Here is an 18,797-nt window from a genome sequence, read left to right as displayed (position 1 = left end):
AGAAAGCCGGCGGCCGAGGAGTCCTCAGCCACCGGCTTTCAGAATACGTGGTTGACGCGTTAGTTGGCTTCGCTGACTTCCGGCGTTGCCACGGAACCGCGGGCGTCCAGGTCGCGCAGCTGGCCTTCGATGTAGGCCTTCAGGCGCGAACGGTAGTCGCGTTCGAAGCCGCGGAGCTGCTCGACCTTGCGCTCCAGGACCGAGCGCTGCTGCTCGAGGGCGCCGAGGATCTTGCGGGACTTCTCCTGCGCGTCGTTGACGAGGCTGCTGGCTTCGATCTGCGCCTCGGCAATGATCTTTTCCTTCTGGGCCTGGCCTTCGGCGACGTGGCGGTCGTGCATCTGCTGGGCCATGGCCAGCAGGCCGGCCGCGGACTCGGCGGACGGCGTGGAGGCAGGAGCCTGGGCTGCTGCGGCCGGTGCGGGGACGGGAGCTGCAGCTTCCTTCTTCTTGGCTGCTTCAGCGGCCTTGGCTTCGGCTTCAGCCTTCTCGCGGGCTTCATCCTTTTCAGCCTTGGCGGGAGCGGGGACCTTTTCCACAACGGGAGCGGCTGCGGAGCTGGCGGGGACGCTGGAACCGGCTTCGGCGAGCTTCTTGCGGAGCTCATCGTTTTCCTGGTTCAGGCGGCGGAGTTCAACAACGATCTCGTCCAGGAAGTCATCGACCTCGTCCTGGTCGTAGCCCTCGCGGAACTTGGTCGGCTGAAAGCGCTTGTTGACAACGTCTTCTGGCGTCAGAGCCATCTGGTCACCTCACTGGTCTAGTTAGTCAGTAGGCCTTCCGGCCGTCAAAACTACGGTACCTAAATTATGTCTGGTTACTCTAATCCAACACCGGGGTGTCAAACGCGAGGTTTCCTCGCTTTACAGTAACCGCTCAATGCGGGTTCGGTCCGCATTGGGTTGATTGATCAGGGGAAATTATGTGAGATTCCTTGTGATTCCCATCGCAATGCTCACCGCGATGAAGAGGACAAGGAACCCTAGGTCCAGCGATATCCCTCCGAGCCGCAGCGGCGGAATCGCCCGGCGCAGCACCCTCAGGGGCGGATCGGTGACCGAATAGACGGCGTGCGCCGCCACCAGCGCGGCACCCCGGGGGCGCCACTCCCGGGCAAACATCTGCACCCAGTCGAACACCAGGCGGATGATAAGGGCCACAAAAAACAGCAGCAGGGCGAGATAGACAAGTCCGAAAACAATTCCCATGACTTAACTCATATCTCCAAGTCCATTGTTGCCGCCGCGGCACCGTGCCGGGGGATCGTATCCATTTCAGCACAGATGCCAGGCAGGTGCTCCTGCCTGGCATCTGTGAACAGAGCCCGGGTCAGCTCTGGTTGAAGAAGCTGGCCTGCGTCTCGCTGGCCTTCTTGTCGTCACCGATGACCTCTATGTAGGACGGCGAAAGAAGGAAGACTTTGTTGGTGACCCGCTCGATGCTGCCGCGCAGGCCAAAGACCAGGCCAGCAGAGAAGTCCACCAGGCGCTTGGCGTCGGCTTCGCCCATGTCCGTGACGTTCATGATCACTGGAATGCCGTCGCGGAAGCTTTCGCCAATGAGTTTGGCGTCATTGTACGAACGCGGGTGGATGGTGGTGATCTGGCGGAGTCCGGAGGGTTCCTCACGGCTCGACGCCGCACGCTTAATTGGAGTCACAGGGGCGCGGTATTCCTCTTCGGGGGCGTGGGACGATTCGCGGCTGGCCTCACGGACGGGTGCGGGTGCACGGCGCTCCTCGCGGTCAGCTTCCATCGTTTCGTCCTCATCCTTACGTACAGTCTGGTGCTCGGACTCGTAGTGCTCATCGCCATCGGCGAGCCCAAGATAGATCATTGTCTTGCGCAGAGTGCCGGTCATGGTCGACTCCTTATCGTGTCCCTGTCGCGGGCCGCCCAATGACTTGACAGCACTGGTGTCCCCCGCCCATCACTTCCAATAGGTCCGACGCTACCGCACCGCCGGACGCGTTCCGAGAATATCGGAACCGATTCTGAGGTGTGTCGCTCCAAACTGGACAGCGGCCTCCAGATCCTGGCTCATTCCCGCGGAAATCCCCCTCGCCTCCGGATGGGAAGCCGCCAGGTCAGCGGAGATGCGGGACAGCTTCTCGAAGGCCGGACCGGGCGGTGCGCCCAACGGAGCTACGGCCATCACGCCGGCCAAGCGAAGGCCGGAGGCCCCCGCGATGCGCTCAGCCAGCCCCGGAACATCACCGGGCGCTGCCCCGCCCCGGTGCGCTCCGGCGTCGTCCTCCAGACTGACCTGGATGAAGCATTCGAGGGGAAGCCGCCTGCTGGCCTCCATTTCCACAGCCATGGCCCGGTCAAGGGCATCCACGAGCTGCGGACGGTCCACGGAATGCACGGCGGTGGCGTACTTGACCACGGATCTGGATTTTTTGGTCTGGAGTTGACCGACGAAGTGCCACTTCAAGGCACAGTCCGACAGCTCGGCAGCTTTGGCGGCGGCCTCCTGGTCCCGGTTCTCACCGACGTCGGTGACCCCCAGCGCGGCGAGGCGCCGGATGTCCGCAGCGGGGTGGAATTTGGTGACCACGATGAGCGACGGCAGGGAATCCCGGCGCCCGGCCGCCGCCGCGGCGGCTGCTATCCGGCGGCGGACCACGGCGAGCCGCCCGGCCAGCTCCGTGGCCCTCGGGTCGGCCGCCTCCGGAAGGCGCTCAGTCATGGCACCAGATAACGCCGGCGAACCTGCCGGTGCTGTTGTTCCGGCGGTACGAGTAGAGCGACTCCGCCTCAAGGGTGCACGGGCCGGAATATTCCACGCCTACTCCGGCATCCTCAAGTTGGCTTCGGGCTCCAGCGGGGAGGTCGAGGCCAGGAGTTCCCCATGAGGTTGTGGTCTTCGCGGCGGGCACAGCGGCAGCCACCTGTTCCTGCAGGCCCTCCGGAACCTCGTAGCAACGGCCGCAGATGGACGGCCCCAACCACGCCCGGATGTCGGCAGCGCCCATGGCCCGCATCCGGCTCACCGCTGCGGGCACGATGCCGGCCTCCAGGCCGGGGCGTCCCGCATGGACTGCGGACAGCACCGGTCCCGAGGCGGATACGCCGGCCAGCAGCAGTGGAATGCAGTCCGCCACCATGACGGCCAGCGGCGTCCCGAGGGACACCATGGCATCGGCTTCGGGCACCGGTGTCCCGTCCGCAACTGCAACAGTGGCGCCGTGGACCTGGTTCATGAACTTGAGCGAACCGGCGGCGATGCCCATTTCGGCTTCCAACTGCCGGCGCCGCTGCAGGACGCGGGACGGGTCGTCCCCCACATGCAGGGCGAGGTTGCCCGCAGCCGTATCCGTGAAAGCGGCCGAGACCCCCGGAAGGATCCCGGCTTGCCAGTGGAACAAACCGGGGCCTACTTCAGGAAGTCGGGGACATCCAGGTCATCCGGGTGGTTACCGGTCAGGTCCGGCTCCACAACGGAGGGAAGGTCTACGTCGAAACCTGAGTCAGCGGGGATCGAAGCCGGGTGCTGCTGCCCCCAGTTGCTCAGCCCGGCTGCACCAACAGTGGCGGGCACGGGCCGGGCATTGACCTGCTGGCTCCCACCGGCAGGCGGCTGGGCGGGTGCGGACGCCGGCGCGGCGGAAGGGGCCGCCGGGGCTGCGGCGGCCGGCTGGGACTGGTCCATCGACGGCGAGGTGGCCTTGACGTCGTCGAACCCCGCAGCGATGACCGTAACGCGCGCTTCGTCGCCCAGCGCGTCATCGATCACAGCACCGAAAATGATGTTCGCCTCGGGATGGGCCACTTCCTGCACCAGGCGCGCGGCTTCGTTGATTTCGAACAGTCCGAGGTCGGACCCGCCCTGGATGGAGAGCAGGACGCCATGGGCGCCGTCAATCGAGGCTTCCAGCAGCGGGGAGGCGATGGCAAGTTCCGCGGCCTTGACGGCACGGTCTTCGCCCCTGGCCGAACCGATACCCATGAGGGCCGACCCCGCACCCTGCATGACGGACTTCACGTCCGCGAAGTCGAGGTTGATCAGGCCGGGGGTGGTGATGAGATCCGTGATGCCCTGCACGCCGGAGAGAAGGACCTGGTCCGCGGAGCGGAAGGCGTCCAGGACCGAGACGTTGCGGTCGCTGATGGACAGCAGCCGGTCGTTCGGGATGACGATCAGGGTGTCGACTTCGTCGCGCAGCGCGTCGATGCCGGCCTCAGCCGATCCGGCACGGCGGCGGCCTTCGAACGTGAAGGGCCGGGTGACGACGCCGATGGTGAGCGCCCCAAGGGACCGGGCGATGCGTGCCACCACAGGGGCCCCGCCTGTGCCGGTGCCGCCGCCTTCACCTGCAGTCACGAAGACCATGTCGGCGCCGCGGAGGACCTCTTCGATTTCGTCTGCGTGGTCCTCGGCGGCTTGCTTGCCAACCTCGGGGTTGGCGCCTGCACCAAGGCCACGGGTCAGTTCACGCCCGACATCGAGCTTAACGTCAGCATCGCTCATCAGCAGGGCCTGGGCATCGGTATTGATGGCGATGAATTCAACGCCTCGGAGACCAACCTCGATCATGCGGTTGACTGCGTTCACGCCACCGCCGCCGATGCCGACGACTTTGATGACGGCCAAGTAATTCTGCGGAGCTGCCACGTTACGTGTCCCTTGTTCGTGTTTATTGCGAAAACTGATGGAGAGCTTGAAGCTTATAACCTTAACCTTCGAGTTGAAGGTTAGAGTTATGTCAAGTAACTCATGTCTGTGACGGTATTTCCTCTGGTACCCACATTCAATAACCGGGTCCGCGTGTCGGATTAATACCGCGAAAGAATGCCGCTCACCGGGTTACCGGATGGCGCGGGACGCTGACGTCATATACCCGGACCGGGTTCTTGGGATCCGCCGGCGCCTTCAGCAGTGCGGCCAGCACCTTTGCTTTGAGTTCCCTGTCCGAGGCGTTACCCCAGATGATGGTCTGGCCGTCCACCAGCTTGAGCTGCACTGCATCCACGGACTGGGCCGAGGCGTTGGACAGCCTGGCAAGCACGTCGGCGGGCAGGGCGCCCAGCACTGCTGCCGTGGCGCGGAAGAGGTCCTTGCCGATGGTTCCGGCACCGCCGTCGATCACGGGAAGTTTGACCGTTGCGGGATCGGCAGTGACGGCCAGGCGCACCCCTTCAACGTCCACTAACTGGTACTGCTTTCCCTGCTTTACCAGTGCCACGGGTACGCGTTCGCGCACCATCACGGCCAGGCCCGACGGCGGCCTGGCCTGTACGGACACAGACCTCACCTGGACCAGCGGCCCGAGCAGGGTGGCTACATCCTCATCCGAGATCTGCGGAAGCGGCTTCCCTTTGAGCGGTTCAAGCGCCGCCTCGACCTGGGCCGGCGTCAGGAGCCGGGTTCCGCTGACTGAAACGCTGTTCATGGCCAGCCATGGCGAATAGACAGCGGCAGCGAGCAGCGCAGCCACAGCAGCCACCACCGATCCCATGGCCACCAGCACGTTCCGCCGGATCCGCCTGGACCTGGGCTCGGGGAACGCCACCACGTTCGGTGCCTCGGAGGCGGCCAACTCCGTGTGCCCCTTCCTGCGGAACGCGGGCAGCCGGCGCGGCGCCGCAGGCGCGGGAGCCTCCGGTTCCGGGGCCTCGCGCGAGGCGGAAATGACGTCGTCGCCCGTGCCTGGACGGCTTCCCGCGGGTGTATAGGTGGGGCGCCGGTTACCTGCCATGCAGGGCCTCGACTATCCGCGGTCCAAAGGAGGTAACGTCGCCGGCTCCGGCGGTAAGGACGACGTCGCCGTCTCCGGCAGCCGCCACCATTTCGGCCACGGCGTCGTCCCCCGCCACAAGGCGCCCGCCGTGGTGCAGGTGGTCAGCGATGAGTTTGCTGGTAACCCCGGGAATCGGGTCCTCCCGCGCCGGGTAGATGTCCAGCACCAGTGCCGTGTCCGCGAGGTTAAGGGCGTCGGCGAAGTCGTGGGCAAATTCCCGCGTCCGCGAGAACAGGTGGGGCTGGAACAGGACGTGGACCTTGTGTCCGGCGGCCACGGTGCGGGCGGCAGACAGGGCCGCGCGGACTTCCGTGGGGTGGTGGGCGTAGTCGTCAAAGACCCGCACGCCGCGTGCCGCGCCCTTGAACTCGAACCGGCGGGAGGCACCGGAAAAATGTCCCAGGGCGGCGGCGGCTGCGGCAGGCTCCACACCGAGTTCAAGCGCGACGGCGAACGCCGCCGCGGCGTTCAGCGCGTTGTGCCGCCCGGGCACCTGGAGGGCAAGGCTGAAGCTCCCCTCCGGTGTGGAGACGGCGACGTCGCCGGGGCCGCCGTCGTGCAGCCGCAAGTCATTCCCCTCCCCCGTCCCGTACAGGACCACCCGGGTGTTGCCCCGCCCACGGGTGCGTTCAGCGAGGGCCAGTGCACCGGGGTCGTCAGCGCACGCAACGAGCACGCCGTCCGCGGGCAGCAGCGCGGTGAACCGGTCGAAGGATTCATAGACGGCCTCGGCAGTGCCGTAGTGGTCGAGGTGGTCCGGCTCCACGTTGGTGACCACCGCTATCCGCGGCCGGTAGTTGAGGAACGAGCCGTCCGATTCGTCCGCCTCGGCCACAAAGACGGGAGAACTGCCGTGGGCGGCATTAACGCCGAGCGCCGGGACGTTGGCGCCAATTGCGAAGGACGGATCCAGCCCCGCGCCCTTCAGCAGGACGGCCACCATGGCGGTGGTGGTGGACTTGCCGTGCGTGCCGGCCACCGTAACCACGGTGTCCTCCCCCATCGTCGCGGCCAGCGCCTCGGAGCGGTGCAGGATCGGCAGCCCTGCGGTGCGGGCTGCCGCAAGTTCGGGGTTGTCCGGACGGATGGCGGAGCCGGCCACGACTGTCTGGGCGTCCCCGAGGTTGCCGGGCCCGTATCCGACGGCGATCCGCGCGCCGGCGGCCGCCAGTTCGGCCATCACCGGAAGGTCCTTGGCGTCGGAGCCGCTGACCGGGACACCGCGCGCCACCATGATCCGTGCCACGGCGGACATACCCACGCCGCCGATGCCGATGAAGTGGACCTTGCCGAGGCTGCTGAGGCCTGCGGGGGTTTCGTAGTGGTTCATGCGCCTACCGCTTCCAGGACAAGACCAGCCATCTGCTGGTCGGCGTTCCGGATGCCAAGCCGGTATGAGTTTGCCGCCATGGCGGCCAGGCGTGTTTCGTCGGTGACCAGCGGGATCAGCTGGTCCGCCACCCACCCTGCGGTGAAGTCGCGGTCCGCCACCAGCAGCGCACCGCCGGCCGCCACGAGGCCGGCGGCGTTCAGCGCCTGCTCGCCGTTGCCAATGGGCAGTGGCACCAGGACGGCGGGGACGCCGACGGCGGCAGCCTCGGACACGGTCGCCGCACCGGCGCGCGCCAGCAGGACGTCCGCGGCGGCATAAACGGTTTCCATGCCATCGACGTACTCCACCTGGCGGTAGCCTTCGGCAGCCAGGGGCTCTCCTGATGCGTCGGTGACTGCCTTGCCGCGGCCGGTGATGTGCAGTGTCTGGATGCCTGCGCCTGCAAGCAGCTGCACGGAGGCCGCGACGGTCCGGTTGATGCTCAGAGCCCCCGAGGACCCGCCGGTCACGATCAGCGTGGGCCGGTTTTCCTCCAGCCCCAGTGACCGGCGTGCCCCTGCACGTGCCGCGGCCCGGTCCAGCTGCGATATCCCCGGGCGCATGGGCATGCCCACGTGCCGGGCGTGCCGGAGCGGCGTTCCCGCGAACGCGACGGCGACGCGGTCGGTAAACATTGCGCCGACCCTGTTGGCCAGTCCCGGCCGCGCGTTGGCCTCATGGACAACAATGGGGATCCGGCGCTTGCGGGCAGCAAGGTACATGGGAGTGCAGACGTAGCCGCCCACGCCCACCAGGACGTCCGCTGCCGCGCCGTCGAGAATCGCGCCGGCCTGCTTGACAGCTCCGGCCAGGCGTCCCGGAAGGCGAAGCAGGTCCAAGGATGGCTTGCGGGGTAACGGCACCCTGTCAATGGTGGCCAGCTCCACACCGGCGGCAGGGACCAGCCGGGTTTCCATCCCGGCGGACGTGCCGACTGCCAGGATGGATGCTTCCGGGGCGGCTTCGCGGACCGCGGCGGCAATGGCCAGCAGCGGGCTGATATGCCCGGCGGTGCCGCCTCCAGCGAGGACAATGGACGGATTCTGGGAGATCATTTTGGGTCAGGCACGCTTTCTGGCAGTTTTCTTCTTGCGGCCGGCGGCCCCCGCGGGCGCGGCCTTGAATTTCAGGATCCGTTGGGGCCGGATGGCCGGCGCCATTTGTTCCCTGGCCAGGGAGAGCACCACGCCGATGGCGCATAGTGACATCAGCAGCGCGGACCCCCCGTAGGAAATGAACGGCAGGGGGACGCCGATGACGGGCATCAGGCCGGTGACCACGGACATGTTCACCGTTGCCTGGCCGAGCAGCCACACCATGATGGTTCCGGCCAGCACCCGATGGAACATATCCTCCTGCGCCACGACCACGCGGTAGATCGCAGCTCCCAGGATGGCAAAGAGAATGAGTACGACGACGGAACCCACCAGGCCGAGTTCCTCGCCGATGATGGCGAATATGAAGTCGTTGTGGGCTTCCGGGATCCAGTTGTATTTAAGCCGGCTTTGCCCCAGTCCCACGCCGAACCAGCCACCGGAGGCCAGCCCGTAGAGGCCGTTGGTTGCCTGGTAGTTCACGTCCATGCCGCCTGCGCAGCTTTCGCCGCTCCACCATGAGGTGATGCGGCACATCCGGTTGGGGCTGGCCATGGCCATGGCCGCGGTTCCCGCCGCGGCAACCAGCCCGGCAATGCCAAAAAAATAGAGCGGAACACCGGCAAAGAACAGTGCGGCGGCTGCGAGCATCATGATGATCATTGCGGTGCCCAGGTCGTTTCCCCAGAGCACCAGGCCGATGATGATGGCCGCCATCGGCACCACTGGCACTGCGATGTGCTGCCACTGCCGCAACAGCCTGCCCTTCCGGGCCAGGACGGTAGCCATCCACAGTGCCAGGGCAAGCTTGGAGGCCTCGGACGGCTGGAACGTGAAGCCGCCGAGGTTGATCCAGTTCCGGTTGCCGTTGACATCGTCGCCCACCAGCTGGACGAGCACCAGGAGCACCAGCGCCACGCCGATTCCCAGCCAGGCAAGCCGTTTGAGCCACACCACATTCACGCGGGAAAGCACGAACATGAGGAAGATCCCCAGGGCGGCGAAGATGCCCTGCTTCATGGCGTCACCGTACGGAGACTTGCCAGCGGCGATCGACTCCACGCTCGAGGCCGAGAGGACCATCATGATCCCGATGGCAGTCAGCGCCAAGGTGGACCCGAGGATGAGGTAGTAGGTGGATCCGTTCCGTGATGTGCCTGTTCCTTCAAGGGCGGACCAGAATTTCCGGTAGGCGGAGCGGAGTCGGGTGCCGCCCGCACTGACAGGCGGTCGGCGCGTTGCCGTGTTGGCCATCTCTACTCCTCGGCGGTCTCGTCCTGCCCTTCCACCAGCCCGCGGACGGCCTCGATGAAAGCGTCGCCGCGGTGTGCGTAGGACGTGAACTGATCCATGGATGCGGCTGCGGGTGCCATGAGCACGGTGTCGCCCGAAACGGCCACGCCGGCCGCAGCCGCCACCGCCTGCGCCATGACATCTCCAGTCTGGTCCTGTTCCGGCCTGATGACCGGGACGTCGGGAGCGTGTCGCGCCAGGGCTCCGGCAAGCTCCGAAGTGTCCTTGCCGATCACTACCACGGCCTTCAGCCGGTGTGCGTGGCCGCTGACCAGGTCGTCGTAGGAAACGCCCTTGGAGAGGCCGCCGGCGATCCAGACCACGTTGGTGAAGGCTGCCAGCGATGCCGCGGCGGCGTGCGGGTTCGTCGCCTTGGAGTCATTGATCCACAGCACTCCTTTCCAGCGGGCCACGGGCTGGATGCGGTGGTCGCCCGGCAGGTAGTCCTTGATGCCCTGCTTTACCGCCGCGGCTTCAACACCGTAGGCCCTGGCCAGGCCGGCCGCGGCGAGGGCGTTGGCCACCATGTGCCGCGGAGCGATGGGGCCGAGGTCTGACATCGCGGCGAGTTCGGCCGCGCTGTCCCGCCGTTCTTCTATGAAGGCCCGGTCCACCAGGAGCCCTTCCACCACGCCGAGCATGCTGACGGCCGGCGTCAGCGTGGTAAAGCCAACAGCCCGGCAGCCTTCCACCACGTCGGCGTTTTCCACCATGCGTTCGGTTTCGATCTGTTCGGCGTTGTAGATGCACGCCTTTTGGGTGCGTTCGTAGACCTTGGCTTTGTCTGCAACGTAGGAGTCATAAGAGCCGTGCCAGTCCACATGGTCCTCGGCGACATTCAGGCACACACTGGCGACGGGTGAGAGGGATGAGGACCAGTGCAGCTGGAAGCTGGACAGCTCCACGGCCAGGACGTCGTACTCCACGGGATCACGGAGCGCGTCCAGGATGGGCGTTCCCACGTTTCCTACGGCAATGGCCTTGAGACCGGCGGCGCGGAGGATCGATTCGGTCAGGCCGACCGTGGTGGTCTTGCCGTTGGTGCCCGTGATGGCCAGCCAGTCGGCCGTCTTGCGGCCGGCCCGTTCGCGGACGCGCCAGGCGAGTTCCACGTCGCCCCACACAGGAATGTGTGCTCGTGCTGCGGCCGCCAGGAGGGCCTGGTCAGGACGCCATCCGGGGGATGTGACGATGAGTTCGGGAATTTCACCGTCAATGAGGGGGACGGCCGTCACCGCCTGCTGGCCCAGGAGGACGTCAGCTGCACCGACGATCCGCAGTGTGTCCGCGTGTGCGCGCGCCGTTTCGGTTTCGGCAGCGTCCACCACCACCACTCTAGCGCCCAGTTCAATGAGAGTGTCCGCGGCGGCGAAACCGGACAGTCCGATGCCAGTGACCACGACGCGCAGTCCCGACCAGTCGGAGTCCCAGCTGACAAGGTTTTCCAAGCGGGGCGATGTAACGGTCACAGCAGCACAACCCATTCAGCGTAGAAAATTCCGAGGCCCACGGCGACAAAGAGTCCGCACAGGATCCAGAACCGGACCACCACAGTCACCTCTGCCCAGCCCTTGAGCTCGAAGTGGTGCTGCAGCGGCGCCATCTTGAACACGCGCTTGCCCCCGGACAGTTTGAAGTAACCCACCTGGATGATCACCGACAGCGTGATCAGGACGAACAGGCCGCCGATGATGCCGAGCAGGAGTTCCGTGCGGGACAGGATGGCAAAACCGGCAATGGCACCACCAATGGCCAGGGAGCCGGTGTCCCCCATGAAGATCTTCGCAGGTGAAGTGTTCCACCACAGGAAGCCCACCAGCGCAGCGCTCAGGATGGCCGCGAGAAGCGCCAGGTCGAGGGGGTCGCGGACTGAGTAGCAGCCGCTGCCCGCCTCCCGCGGGGAGCCGCAGGCCTGGTTGCTTTGCCAGATGCCCATGAGCGTATAGGCGCCGAACACCATGACTGCTGCTCCGGCCGCAAGGCCGTCCAGTCCGTCGGTGAGGTTGACGCCGTTGGTGGCGGCGGTGACGATCAGGTTGGACCACAGGACGAACAGAATAGCGCCGAGCACAGTGCCGCCAAAGGCGAGATCGAGCCACGGCAAGTCGCGCACAAGGGAGATCCTGGTGGAGGCCGGGGTGATGCCCCGGTGGTCCGGGAAGTTCAGGGCCAGCACGGCGAAGGCGATGCCAACGGCGGCCTGCAGGATCAATTTGGCCTTGGCATTGAGCCCCAGGCTTCGCTGCCGTGAAATCTTGATGAAGTCGTCGAGGAAGCCCACCAGGCCCATACCCACCATCAGGAAGAGCAGGATCAGCGCGGACGCGGACGGCCCCGGCGAATTGGGGTTCACCATCATCATGATGAGGTGGGTCAGCCCATAGCTCAGCAGGACCGCCCCTACCACCACCGTGCCGCCCATGGTGGGTGTGCCGCGCTTGGTGTGGTGCGAGGTTGGTCCGTCGTCACGGATGAACTGGCCGTAGCCCCGGCGCACCAGGAGCCGGATGAAGAGGGGCGTGCCCACCAGTGCGAACAAGAGGGCCAGGCCGGCACCGATCAACAGTGCAATCACGGCAGAGTGCTCCCTTCTTCGGCGCTATGCGGGGTTTGTGGCAATGCTATCCGATCGCCCAGGTGCCTCAGCCCGACGCTGTTGGAGGACTTGAAAAGGACGAGGTCTCCGGGCAGAAGTTCGGCGTCGAGCAGGTCAAACGCCTCGTCCGCCGTTTCCACAAAGACACATTCGTCACCCCACGAGCCTTCCTGCACGGCTGACACATAGAGCGACCGGGCTTCCCGTCCCACGACCACCAGCCGTGAAATGTTGAGGCGGACCACCTGCGTACCAACGGCTGTGTGCTCCCGGATCGAGTCGTCCCCGAGTTCCAGCATGGCTCCCAGGACAGCCCAGGTCCGGCGGCCGCGGCCCATGTCAGCAAGCGTGCGCAGGGCAGCCCGCATGGATTCTGGGTTGGCGTTATAAGCGTCGTTGATGATGGTGACGCCGTCTGCACGCTCCGTCCGTTCCATCCGCCAGCGGCTGGCGGCACCCTGGTTGGCCAGGGAAGAGGCAATGGCGTCACCGGGGATTCCCACGGACCATGCCGCGGCCGCGGCCGCAAGCAGGTTGCCGATGTTGTGGCCACCGATGAGGCGGCTGCTGACATGACGGGACGGACTGCCGTCCGGCAGGACGAGGTCGAATTCGGGGCAGCCTTCAGCATTGGTGTCGACATTCAGCGCCTGGACCGCGGCGTCATCCCGTCCTTCGGCGGAGAATCCGACCACGGATGCAACGGTCCGTCCCCTCATGGCGGCGACCCGTGCATCGTCGAGGTTGATGATCGCGGTGCCGGTTTCGGCAAGGGCTTCAACCATCTCGCCCTTGGCAACGGCAATATTGTCCACGCCGCCGAACTCTCCGGCGTGGGCTGTCCCCACAGCGAGCACAATGCCGACGTCCGGTTCCACCATCTTCGCCAGGTACCGGATATGCCCGATGCCGGTGGCACCCATCTCAATGACGAGATAGCGCGTCTCCGCGTCGGCCCGAAACACCGTGAGTGGTACGCCGATCTCGCCGTTGTAGGACCCCTGCGGGGCAACGGTCGGCCCCTGGGCGCCAAGGAGTCCGGCCAGGAGGTCCTTGGTGGTGGTCTTACCGGCGGAGCCAGTAATGCCGATGACAGTCAGTTCCAGTCCCGCAGCGGCGCGAACGGCGCGGATCCGGCGTACTGCCTCGGCAGCCAGCGCTCCCATGGCCAGCACCGCATCAGGGACGACGACGGCCGGGTACGGTGTGCCGTCGGCTCGGCTCACGGGGCGCTCCACGATGGCCAGGACGGCACCCGCCTCGAACGCCGCGGGAAGGAAGTCGTGCCCGTCGGCGTTCTCGCCGGGCTTGGCCACGTAGAGCGAACCGGGCGTGGCCTCGCGCGAATCCGTGACCACCGACAGGGGCGTCACTCCAGGATCGGCGTCCAGGCGCCCACTAGTGATGTCGGCGATCTCCGCCGCGGTAAATGCAATCATGTCGGTCTAGGACTCTATCCGCTCGTCCGGGAGAACGTTGAATCCCCGGGCTGTCAAGGCACTGCGCAGTTCCACCCTGTCGTCAAGGGCGATGTTCACGCCCTTGACCTCCTGCCACACCTCATGTCCTCGGCCGGCCACGAGGATGGTGTCCTGGGGCCGGGCCAATGCTGCGGCCCTGCGGATCGCCTCATCGCGCGGAAAGACTTCCAGTAGCTCCACCGCAAGGGTTTCCGCTTCCATAGCTTCCCTCGCCCCGCCCAGGACATCGGCCCTGATGGCGGCGGCGTCCTCGTCGTGCGGGTCGTCGTCAGTGACGATCACGGTATCAGCGAGGCGGACGGCCGTGGCTCCCATGGCGGGACGCTTGCCCTGGTCCCGCTGTCCGGTGGCCCCGAAAACAAGGATGGTGCGTGCGCTTTCCGCTGCCGGCCGGACAGCTTCCAGGGCGCGGGCCAGCGCGTCCGTGTTGTGGGCAAAATCAACCACTGCAGCGGGTTCCCGACAGATCAGCTCCATCCGGCCCGGCACGGCCACGGCAAAGGGGTCCGCCCGGTCCAGGGCTTCCTGGAGGGATGCCGGGTCCACGCCCGAAGCAATGACCATTACGGCAGCCAGAGCGGCGTTGGCCACATTAAAGGCTCCCGGCAGGCCCGTGCGCACAGAGAGCATCGCGCCTTTGGGCCCGGCGAGGGTGAACCGGGTTCCCATACCGTCCAGGGCGGTTGCCGTCACGGTCCAGTCCGCCGCGGGCCCAGGGGCCGTTGCCAGCGTGGTGACCGGCACCGTCGCAGAACCGGCAAGCCGCAGGCCCCATTCGTCGTCGACCGTCACCACCGCGCGGCGTGCGCGCGCCTGCGTGAAGAGCTGCGCTTTGGTGGCGAAGTAATCCTCCATGGTGCCGTGGAGGTCCAGGTGGTCCTGGGTGAGGTTGGTAAAGCCCGCCACGTCAAACACCACGCCGTCCACCCGCTGGAACTCGATCGCGTGGGACGAAACCTCCATCGCTGCTGCATTCAGGCCCCGCTCCCCCATGAGCGCCAGGAGCCCGTGGACGTCCGGCGATTCCGGCGTGGTAAGGAGGCTCGGAACGGGATCGCCACCGGCGAGGATTTCAATGGTGCCGATCAGGCCCGTACGGTTTCCCAGCGCACGCAGGAGCGAGGTCAGGAAGTAGGTAGTCGTAGTCTTGCCGTTGGTTCCAGTCACTCCGAACAGCCGCAGCCCGCTTCCCGGCGCAGGCTGGCTCCGGTAGATCATCGCTGCCAGCGCTCCCACCGCGTTGCGCGGGTTGCCCGTAATCAGCACCGGGACGGGGATGTCCGAAGACAAAGCCAGCATGCGGGCTCCAACTTCATCGGTCAGCACCGCAACGGCGCCGGACTCGACGGCGTCCGCCACGAAGTCCGCCCCGTGGCGGGAGGCCCCCGGAAGAGCAGCGTAGAGATCACCGGGCTCCACGGTGCGGGAGTTCAGCGAGATGCCGCTGACCAGAATGTCGGCCGACGCGCCGGGAACAGGGATTCCCAGGGATTCCGCAATGGCCTCAAGCCGGAACGGTTCAACCACCGACGGGCGGAACCGGACCGTGCCGGCGTCCGCGGCTGCAGTGTTGTCGGGCAAATCGATCTCAGACAAGGGGTCTCCGATGGTGCTAGTGAATCGTGCCCGGCGAACCGGGCAGTGCCAGCGGGGCTGGCGTGGCCTGCTGCGGCCAGGTTTACTTCGCGAACTGGGGCAGCCTTGCCGGCTGGCCGGTGGACGGCTGGACGTTGTAGGTACGCAACGCCTGGCTCATGACCGACCGGAAGACCGGCCCCTGCGTAATTCCGTAAATGCTGCCCTTGGGCCGCTGGAGTACAACCTCAACAATAAACCGCGGATCGTCCATCGGTGCCATGCCCACGATGGATGCTGTGTATCCGCAGAAGCCCGCGGTTCCGTTGTCGCAGGGCGATTCCGAGGTGCCCGTCTTGGCGCCCACCCGGTAACCGTCAATGGCAGCATCCTTGATCTGCCCCTCCGTTACGGCGCTCTCAAGAATGTCCTGGACCTGCTCGGCGGTCTTCTCTGACACGATCCGGCGGGCTTCGGCCTCTGGGGCCTTCTCTTCGGTGCCGTCCGGCGCTATATAGCTGTCGATCAGGCGGGGCTGGAGCATGACGCCGTCGTTGGCGATGGACTGGAAGGCGCGCACCGTCTGGAGCGTGGACTGGGAAACGCCCTGTCCGAAAAGCACGGTGTATTCCTGCCGACCATCCCACTGTTGGTACGGGGTGAGGATCCCGCTTGCCGTGGCAGGCAGGCCGATATCGGGCGCGTCGCCGATGCCGAACTTCTTCAGCCAGTCATACCGCTGCTTCTTATTCAGCCGTTGGCCGGCCATGACGGTGCCCGTGTTCATCGAGTACCCCAGGATTCCGGCCAGCGTCCGCTTCTCCGTGCCGTGGGTAAACGAATCGTTGAACGTCTGCCCGTTAAGCGTGTACGACGGCGGGAGGGTGAACTCGGACAGCGGTGAGGCCTTGCCCTCCTCAATGAGTGCCGCTGCGGTCATGACCTTTTCAACAGATCCCGGTTCGTAGGCCGCCGTTACGGCCCGCACCCCCCGGTCCTGCGGTGCCACGAGTCCGGGGTTGTTCGGATCCGGCGCATTGGTGTCCGCCATGGCGACCAGGTTTCCGGTCTTAACGTCCATGACGATAATCACCCCCCACTCAGCACCCAGTTTCTCCGACTGGCTCTGGATGGCCTGCTGGGCGAAATACTGGAGGTCGGAATTGATGGTGAGCTTCACGTCCTTGCCGTCTTCCGGCGGCGTCAGCTCATCCACGCCTACCGGAATGCGGAGTCCATCCGCCCCGATTTCGAAGCGCCGTTCGCCGTCCCTGCCCCGTAGCAGCCCGTCCTGCGTCTGCTCGATCCCGGCCTGGCCGGTGTTGCCGTCCTCCAGGAAGCCAATAATGCCCCCGGCGATGGAGCCGTTGGGGTAGACGCGTTTGCTCACGCCCTGCGTGACGATGCCGGGTATCTGCAGCTTGGCGATCCGGTCTTCGACATCGGGCTTGACGTTCTTGGCCACCACGTAATAGGGCTGCTCCCCGGTGAGCGCATCCCGGATGGTTTCCCGGTCCATGCCTAACACGTTCGCCAGATCGGCATGTCCCTGGTCGCGGCTGACGTCCACCAGTTGGTCCTGCCCGTCCACGGTCTCAAGCCGCTTGAAGGTGTCCGTCTTGGTATTGACGCGCTGGTCCACCACCACGTTGTACCGGATCACGCTGTTGGCCAGCACCGTTCCGCGGCTGTCCAGGATACTGCCCCGCTCAGCCGGCAGGGCCGTCTGCATCATGCGTTTGTTGAGCGCCGCCTCAGCCATGCCGCCGACGTCGAGGCCCTGGACGAGGAAGAGCTTGCCGCCCACCACCAGCAGCAGGGTGAGCATGATGCCGAGGCCCAAGCGGAGCCGTTTGGTGGCGTCAGGTTCTTTCGCGTTCCGCGGCTTGTCGGTCTTCTGCGCCACCGTGATATTCCTTGCTGCTCGGTTGTCCTGCTTCAGTCCGTACTACTGCTCCGGGGTCCTCTGCTCCGGAACGGGAACAGATCCACCGTGGAGCTCCACCGCCGGCTTTTTCGGCGCGGCGGCAACCTTTTTCCTGGCCGGCGCTGCGGTAGTGGCTTTCGCGGCTTTCCGTCCTGCCAGGGGTTCGCCCTTGGTTGCCGGCGGCACCACGATCAGCTGGCCGGGGACGGCCGGTGCGGGAATAACCGAGCCAACTGCCCCGCCTTCGACAGCCGGGACCGCCTTGCCTGTCACGGAGAGGTTGGACAGGTCAATCTGGCCTTTAACGGTTGAGGCAACCATGCCAAGTTCCGTGGCCTTGGCGGCCAGGTTCTGCGGCGCTTCGAAATTCTGCACCTGCTGCGTCAGGTCCTGGTTTTGCTTGGTAAGGGTACTCTGCCGCGCTTTAAGGGTGACGAGTTCGTACTGGGCCGTTGACACCGAGATGTTCAGGACCAGCACGGTCACCAGAGCCACAGCCAGCATGGCGAAACACAGGACAACGAAGGGAGCGCGGCGCTTCCTGGGGGCAGTGCGGACCACAGACAGCGGGGTGCGCGCCTTCCTTGCCGCTCCCGGCGCGCCGGCGGGAACGTTGACGTCAGTGGCCGAGGTGCCCGGGACGACCGGAAACGTCTTGGCGGCTGCTGTGCTCATTCGGCTCTCCTGGCTCTGATTCGTTCCACAGCGCGCAGCCTGGCTGACGCAGCGCGGGGGTTTTCGGCAATTTCGACGGCGGTTGGCACCTCGGTGCCTTTAGTGAGGGTCTTCAATTCCGGCTTGTGTTCTTCAAGCTCCACGGGGAACCCGAGCGGCGCGGATGACTTGGAGCGGGCCTGGAAAACGCCCTTCACGATCTTGTCTTCGAGGGAGTGGTATGACATGACGACGATCCGCCCACCCAGCCCAATGGCGTCCACGGCCGCCGGAACGGCACGCTCCAGCACGTCGAGCTCCTCGTTGACTTCGATGCGAAGGGCCTGGAAAGTCCGTTTGGCCGGATGGCCACCGGACTTGGCGGCACCGGCCGGGACCACTGCACGGATTTGCTCCACCAGTTCACCTGTGGTGGTGAATGGCTTGGTGGCCCGGGCAGTGACGATCCGGTTGGCGATGCGGCCGGCGAACTTCTCCTCGCCCCATTTCCGGATGATCCGGACCAGCTCTTCTTCGGTATAGCCGTTGACAACGTCTGCTGCGGTCTGGCCGCGGCTGGTGTCCATCCGCATGTCCAGCGGAGCGTCGAAGGAGTAGGCGAAGCCGCGTGCCCTTTCGTCCAGCTGGAGGGAAGAAACACCCAGGTCCATCAGGATGCCGTGCACCTCGGAGACTCCCAGGTCTTCGAGGACATCGGGGATTTCTTCGTAGACGGCGTGAACCAGGTCGGTACGGGCGGCGAATGGAGCAAGCCGTTCCCCGGCCAGGGCCAACGCTTCTTCGTCCCGGTCGATACCGATCAGGTGCAGGTCCGGGAACCGCTGCAGCATGGCCTCCGAATGGCCACCCATACCCAAGGTGGCGTCGATGGCAATCGGAGTTTCGCCCCGGCGCCTCGCCGCCTCAAATCCGGGCGCCAACAAATTGATGCACCGGTCACGGAGGACCGGCACATGGCGTTCAGACGTGGGCTTGCGCTCCTCCATGCCGTGGTCCTTTCCGCCGTTGCTGGTGCCTGTCCTGTTCTTGGACCAGATCCCC

17 protein-coding genes are annotated in these 18,797 nt (G+C 65.8%); all 17 read right to left on the bottom strand.

Annotated features, from left to right (window positions below; all coding sequences use genetic code 11):
• Positions 1–59: 59 nt before the first annotated feature.
• Positions 60–743, bottom strand: a complete 684-nt coding sequence (locus tag ACFWIX_RS15615) for a DivIVA domain-containing protein (protein ID WP_377217046.1) — start codon at positions 741–743, stop codon at positions 60–62.
• A gap of 177 nt (positions 744–920) precedes the next feature.
• Positions 921–1,208, bottom strand: a complete 288-nt coding sequence (locus ACFWIX_RS15610) for a YggT family protein (RefSeq protein ID WP_377217045.1) — start codon at positions 1,206–1,208, stop codon at positions 921–923.
• A 121-nt stretch (positions 1,209–1,329) separates the two neighbouring features.
• Positions 1,330–1,860, bottom strand: coding sequence for a cell division protein SepF (locus ACFWIX_RS15605; RefSeq protein ID WP_377217044.1), 531 nt, complete (start codon positions 1,858–1,860; stop codon positions 1,330–1,332).
• A 90-nt stretch (positions 1,861–1,950) separates the two neighbouring features.
• Positions 1,951–2,691, bottom strand: coding sequence for a YggS family pyridoxal phosphate-dependent enzyme (locus tag ACFWIX_RS15600; protein ID WP_377217043.1), 741 nt, complete (start codon positions 2,689–2,691; stop codon positions 1,951–1,953).
• Complete coding sequence (locus ACFWIX_RS15595; protein WP_377217042.1) at positions 2,684–3,370, bottom strand: polyphenol oxidase family protein; 687 nt, start codon at positions 3,368–3,370, stop codon at positions 2,684–2,686. The genes ACFWIX_RS15600 and ACFWIX_RS15595 overlap by 8 nt, the downstream gene beginning before the upstream one ends.
• An 8-nt stretch (positions 3,371–3,378) precedes the next feature.
• Positions 3,379–4,617, bottom strand: a complete 1,239-nt coding sequence (gene ftsZ, locus ACFWIX_RS15590) for a cell division protein FtsZ (protein ID WP_377217041.1) — start codon at positions 4,615–4,617, stop codon at positions 3,379–3,381.
• A 184-nt stretch (positions 4,618–4,801) separates the two neighbouring features.
• Positions 4,802–5,701 carry a cell division protein FtsQ/DivIB gene (locus ACFWIX_RS15585; RefSeq protein ID WP_377217040.1) on the bottom strand — a complete coding sequence of 300 codons (900 nt, stop codon included), beginning with the start codon at positions 5,699–5,701 and terminating at the stop codon, positions 4,802–4,804.
• Positions 5,691–7,073: a UDP-N-acetylmuramate--L-alanine ligase gene (gene murC / locus ACFWIX_RS15580; protein ID WP_377217039.1), complete on the bottom strand. Its 1,383-nt coding sequence runs from the start codon at positions 7,071–7,073 to the stop codon at positions 5,691–5,693. The genes ACFWIX_RS15585 and murC overlap by 11 nt, the downstream gene beginning before the upstream one ends.
• On the bottom strand, positions 7,070–8,170 hold the full coding sequence (gene murG / locus ACFWIX_RS15575; protein ID WP_377217038.1) for an undecaprenyldiphospho-muramoylpentapeptide beta-N-acetylglucosaminyltransferase: 1,101 nt from the start codon (positions 8,168–8,170) through the stop codon (positions 7,070–7,072). Before murG ends, murC begins: the two co-directional genes overlap by 4 nt.
• Positions 8,171–8,176: 6 nt before the next feature.
• On the bottom strand, positions 8,177–9,463 hold the full coding sequence (gene ftsW / locus ACFWIX_RS15570; protein WP_377217037.1) for a putative lipid II flippase FtsW: 1,287 nt from the start codon (positions 9,461–9,463) through the stop codon (positions 8,177–8,179).
• A gap of 2 nt (positions 9,464–9,465) precedes the next feature.
• A complete protein-coding gene (gene murD, locus ACFWIX_RS15565; protein ID WP_377217036.1) occupies positions 9,466–10,986 on the bottom strand; it encodes a UDP-N-acetylmuramoyl-L-alanine--D-glutamate ligase in 1,521 nt (506 codons plus the stop codon).
• Entirely contained in the window at positions 10,968–12,077 is a 1,110-nt protein-coding gene (mraY, locus tag ACFWIX_RS15560) for a phospho-N-acetylmuramoyl-pentapeptide-transferase (protein ID WP_377217035.1), read from the bottom strand. The genes murD and mraY overlap by 19 nt, the downstream gene beginning before the upstream one ends.
• Entirely contained in the window at positions 12,074–13,537 is a 1,464-nt protein-coding gene (gene murF / locus ACFWIX_RS15555) for a UDP-N-acetylmuramoyl-tripeptide--D-alanyl-D-alanine ligase (RefSeq protein WP_377217034.1), read from the bottom strand. Before murF ends, mraY begins: the two co-directional genes overlap by 4 nt.
• A gap of 6 nt (positions 13,538–13,543) precedes the next feature.
• Positions 13,544–15,175 carry a UDP-N-acetylmuramoyl-L-alanyl-D-glutamate--2,6-diaminopimelate ligase gene (locus ACFWIX_RS15550; protein ID WP_377217033.1) on the bottom strand — a complete coding sequence of 544 codons (1,632 nt, stop codon included), beginning with the start codon at positions 15,173–15,175 and terminating at the stop codon, positions 13,544–13,546.
• A gap of 82 nt (positions 15,176–15,257) precedes the next feature.
• Positions 15,258–17,060: a peptidoglycan D,D-transpeptidase FtsI family protein gene (locus ACFWIX_RS15545; protein ID WP_377217032.1), complete on the bottom strand. Its 1,803-nt coding sequence runs from the start codon at positions 17,058–17,060 to the stop codon at positions 15,258–15,260.
• A 42-nt stretch (positions 17,061–17,102) separates the two neighbouring features.
• Positions 17,103–17,756: a hypothetical protein gene (locus ACFWIX_RS15540; protein ID WP_377217031.1), complete on the bottom strand. Its 654-nt coding sequence runs from the start codon at positions 17,754–17,756 to the stop codon at positions 17,103–17,105.
• Positions 17,753–18,742, bottom strand: coding sequence for a 16S rRNA (cytosine(1402)-N(4))-methyltransferase RsmH (gene rsmH, locus ACFWIX_RS15535; protein ID WP_377217065.1), 990 nt, complete (start codon positions 18,740–18,742; stop codon positions 17,753–17,755). The genes ACFWIX_RS15540 and rsmH overlap by 4 nt, the downstream gene beginning before the upstream one ends.
• Positions 18,743–18,797 lie beyond the last annotated feature (55 nt).

Origin of the sequence: Pseudarthrobacter sp. NPDC058362 (genome assembly GCF_042723515.1) — a bacterium.
Classification (GTDB): Bacteria; Actinomycetota; Actinomycetes; order Actinomycetales; family Micrococcaceae; genus Arthrobacter.
This window is presented reverse-complemented; position numbering and strand designations above follow the sequence as displayed.

Coding starts and splice junctions, on each gene's coding strand:
- ACFWIX_RS15585 (WP_377217040.1), bottom strand. CDS start 5,701: ATGGCAGGTAACCGGCGCCCCACCTATACACCCGCGGGAAGCCGTCCA.
- ftsW (WP_377217037.1), bottom strand. CDS start 9,463: ATGGCCAACACGGCAACGCGCCGACCGCCTGTCAGTGCGGGCGGCACC.
- murG (WP_377217038.1), bottom strand. CDS start 8,170: ATGATCTCCCAGAATCCGTCCATTGTCCTCGCTGGAGGCGGCACCGCC.
- murC (WP_377217039.1), bottom strand. CDS start 7,073: ATGAACCACTACGAAACCCCCGCAGGCCTCAGCAGCCTCGGCAAGGTC.
- murF (WP_377217034.1), bottom strand. CDS start 13,537: ATGATTGCATTTACCGCGGCGGAGATCGCCGACATCACTAGTGGGCGC.
- murD (WP_377217036.1), bottom strand. CDS start 10,986: ATGGGTTGTGCTGCTGTGACCGTTACATCGCCCCGCTTGGAAAACCTT.
- rsmH (WP_377217065.1), bottom strand. CDS start 18,742: ATGGAGGAGCGCAAGCCCACGTCTGAACGCCATGTGCCGGTCCTCCGT.
- ACFWIX_RS15600 (WP_377217043.1), bottom strand. CDS start 2,691: ATGACTGAGCGCCTTCCGGAGGCGGCCGACCCGAGGGCCACGGAGCTG.
- ACFWIX_RS15605 (WP_377217044.1), bottom strand. CDS start 1,860: ATGACCGGCACTCTGCGCAAGACAATGATCTATCTTGGGCTCGCCGAT.
- ACFWIX_RS15615 (WP_377217046.1), bottom strand. CDS start 743: ATGGCTCTGACGCCAGAAGACGTTGTCAACAAGCGCTTTCAGCCGACC.
- ACFWIX_RS15540 (WP_377217031.1), bottom strand. CDS start 17,756: ATGAGCACAGCAGCCGCCAAGACGTTTCCGGTCGTCCCGGGCACCTCG.
- ACFWIX_RS15610 (WP_377217045.1), bottom strand. CDS start 1,208: ATGGGAATTGTTTTCGGACTTGTCTATCTCGCCCTGCTGCTGTTTTTT.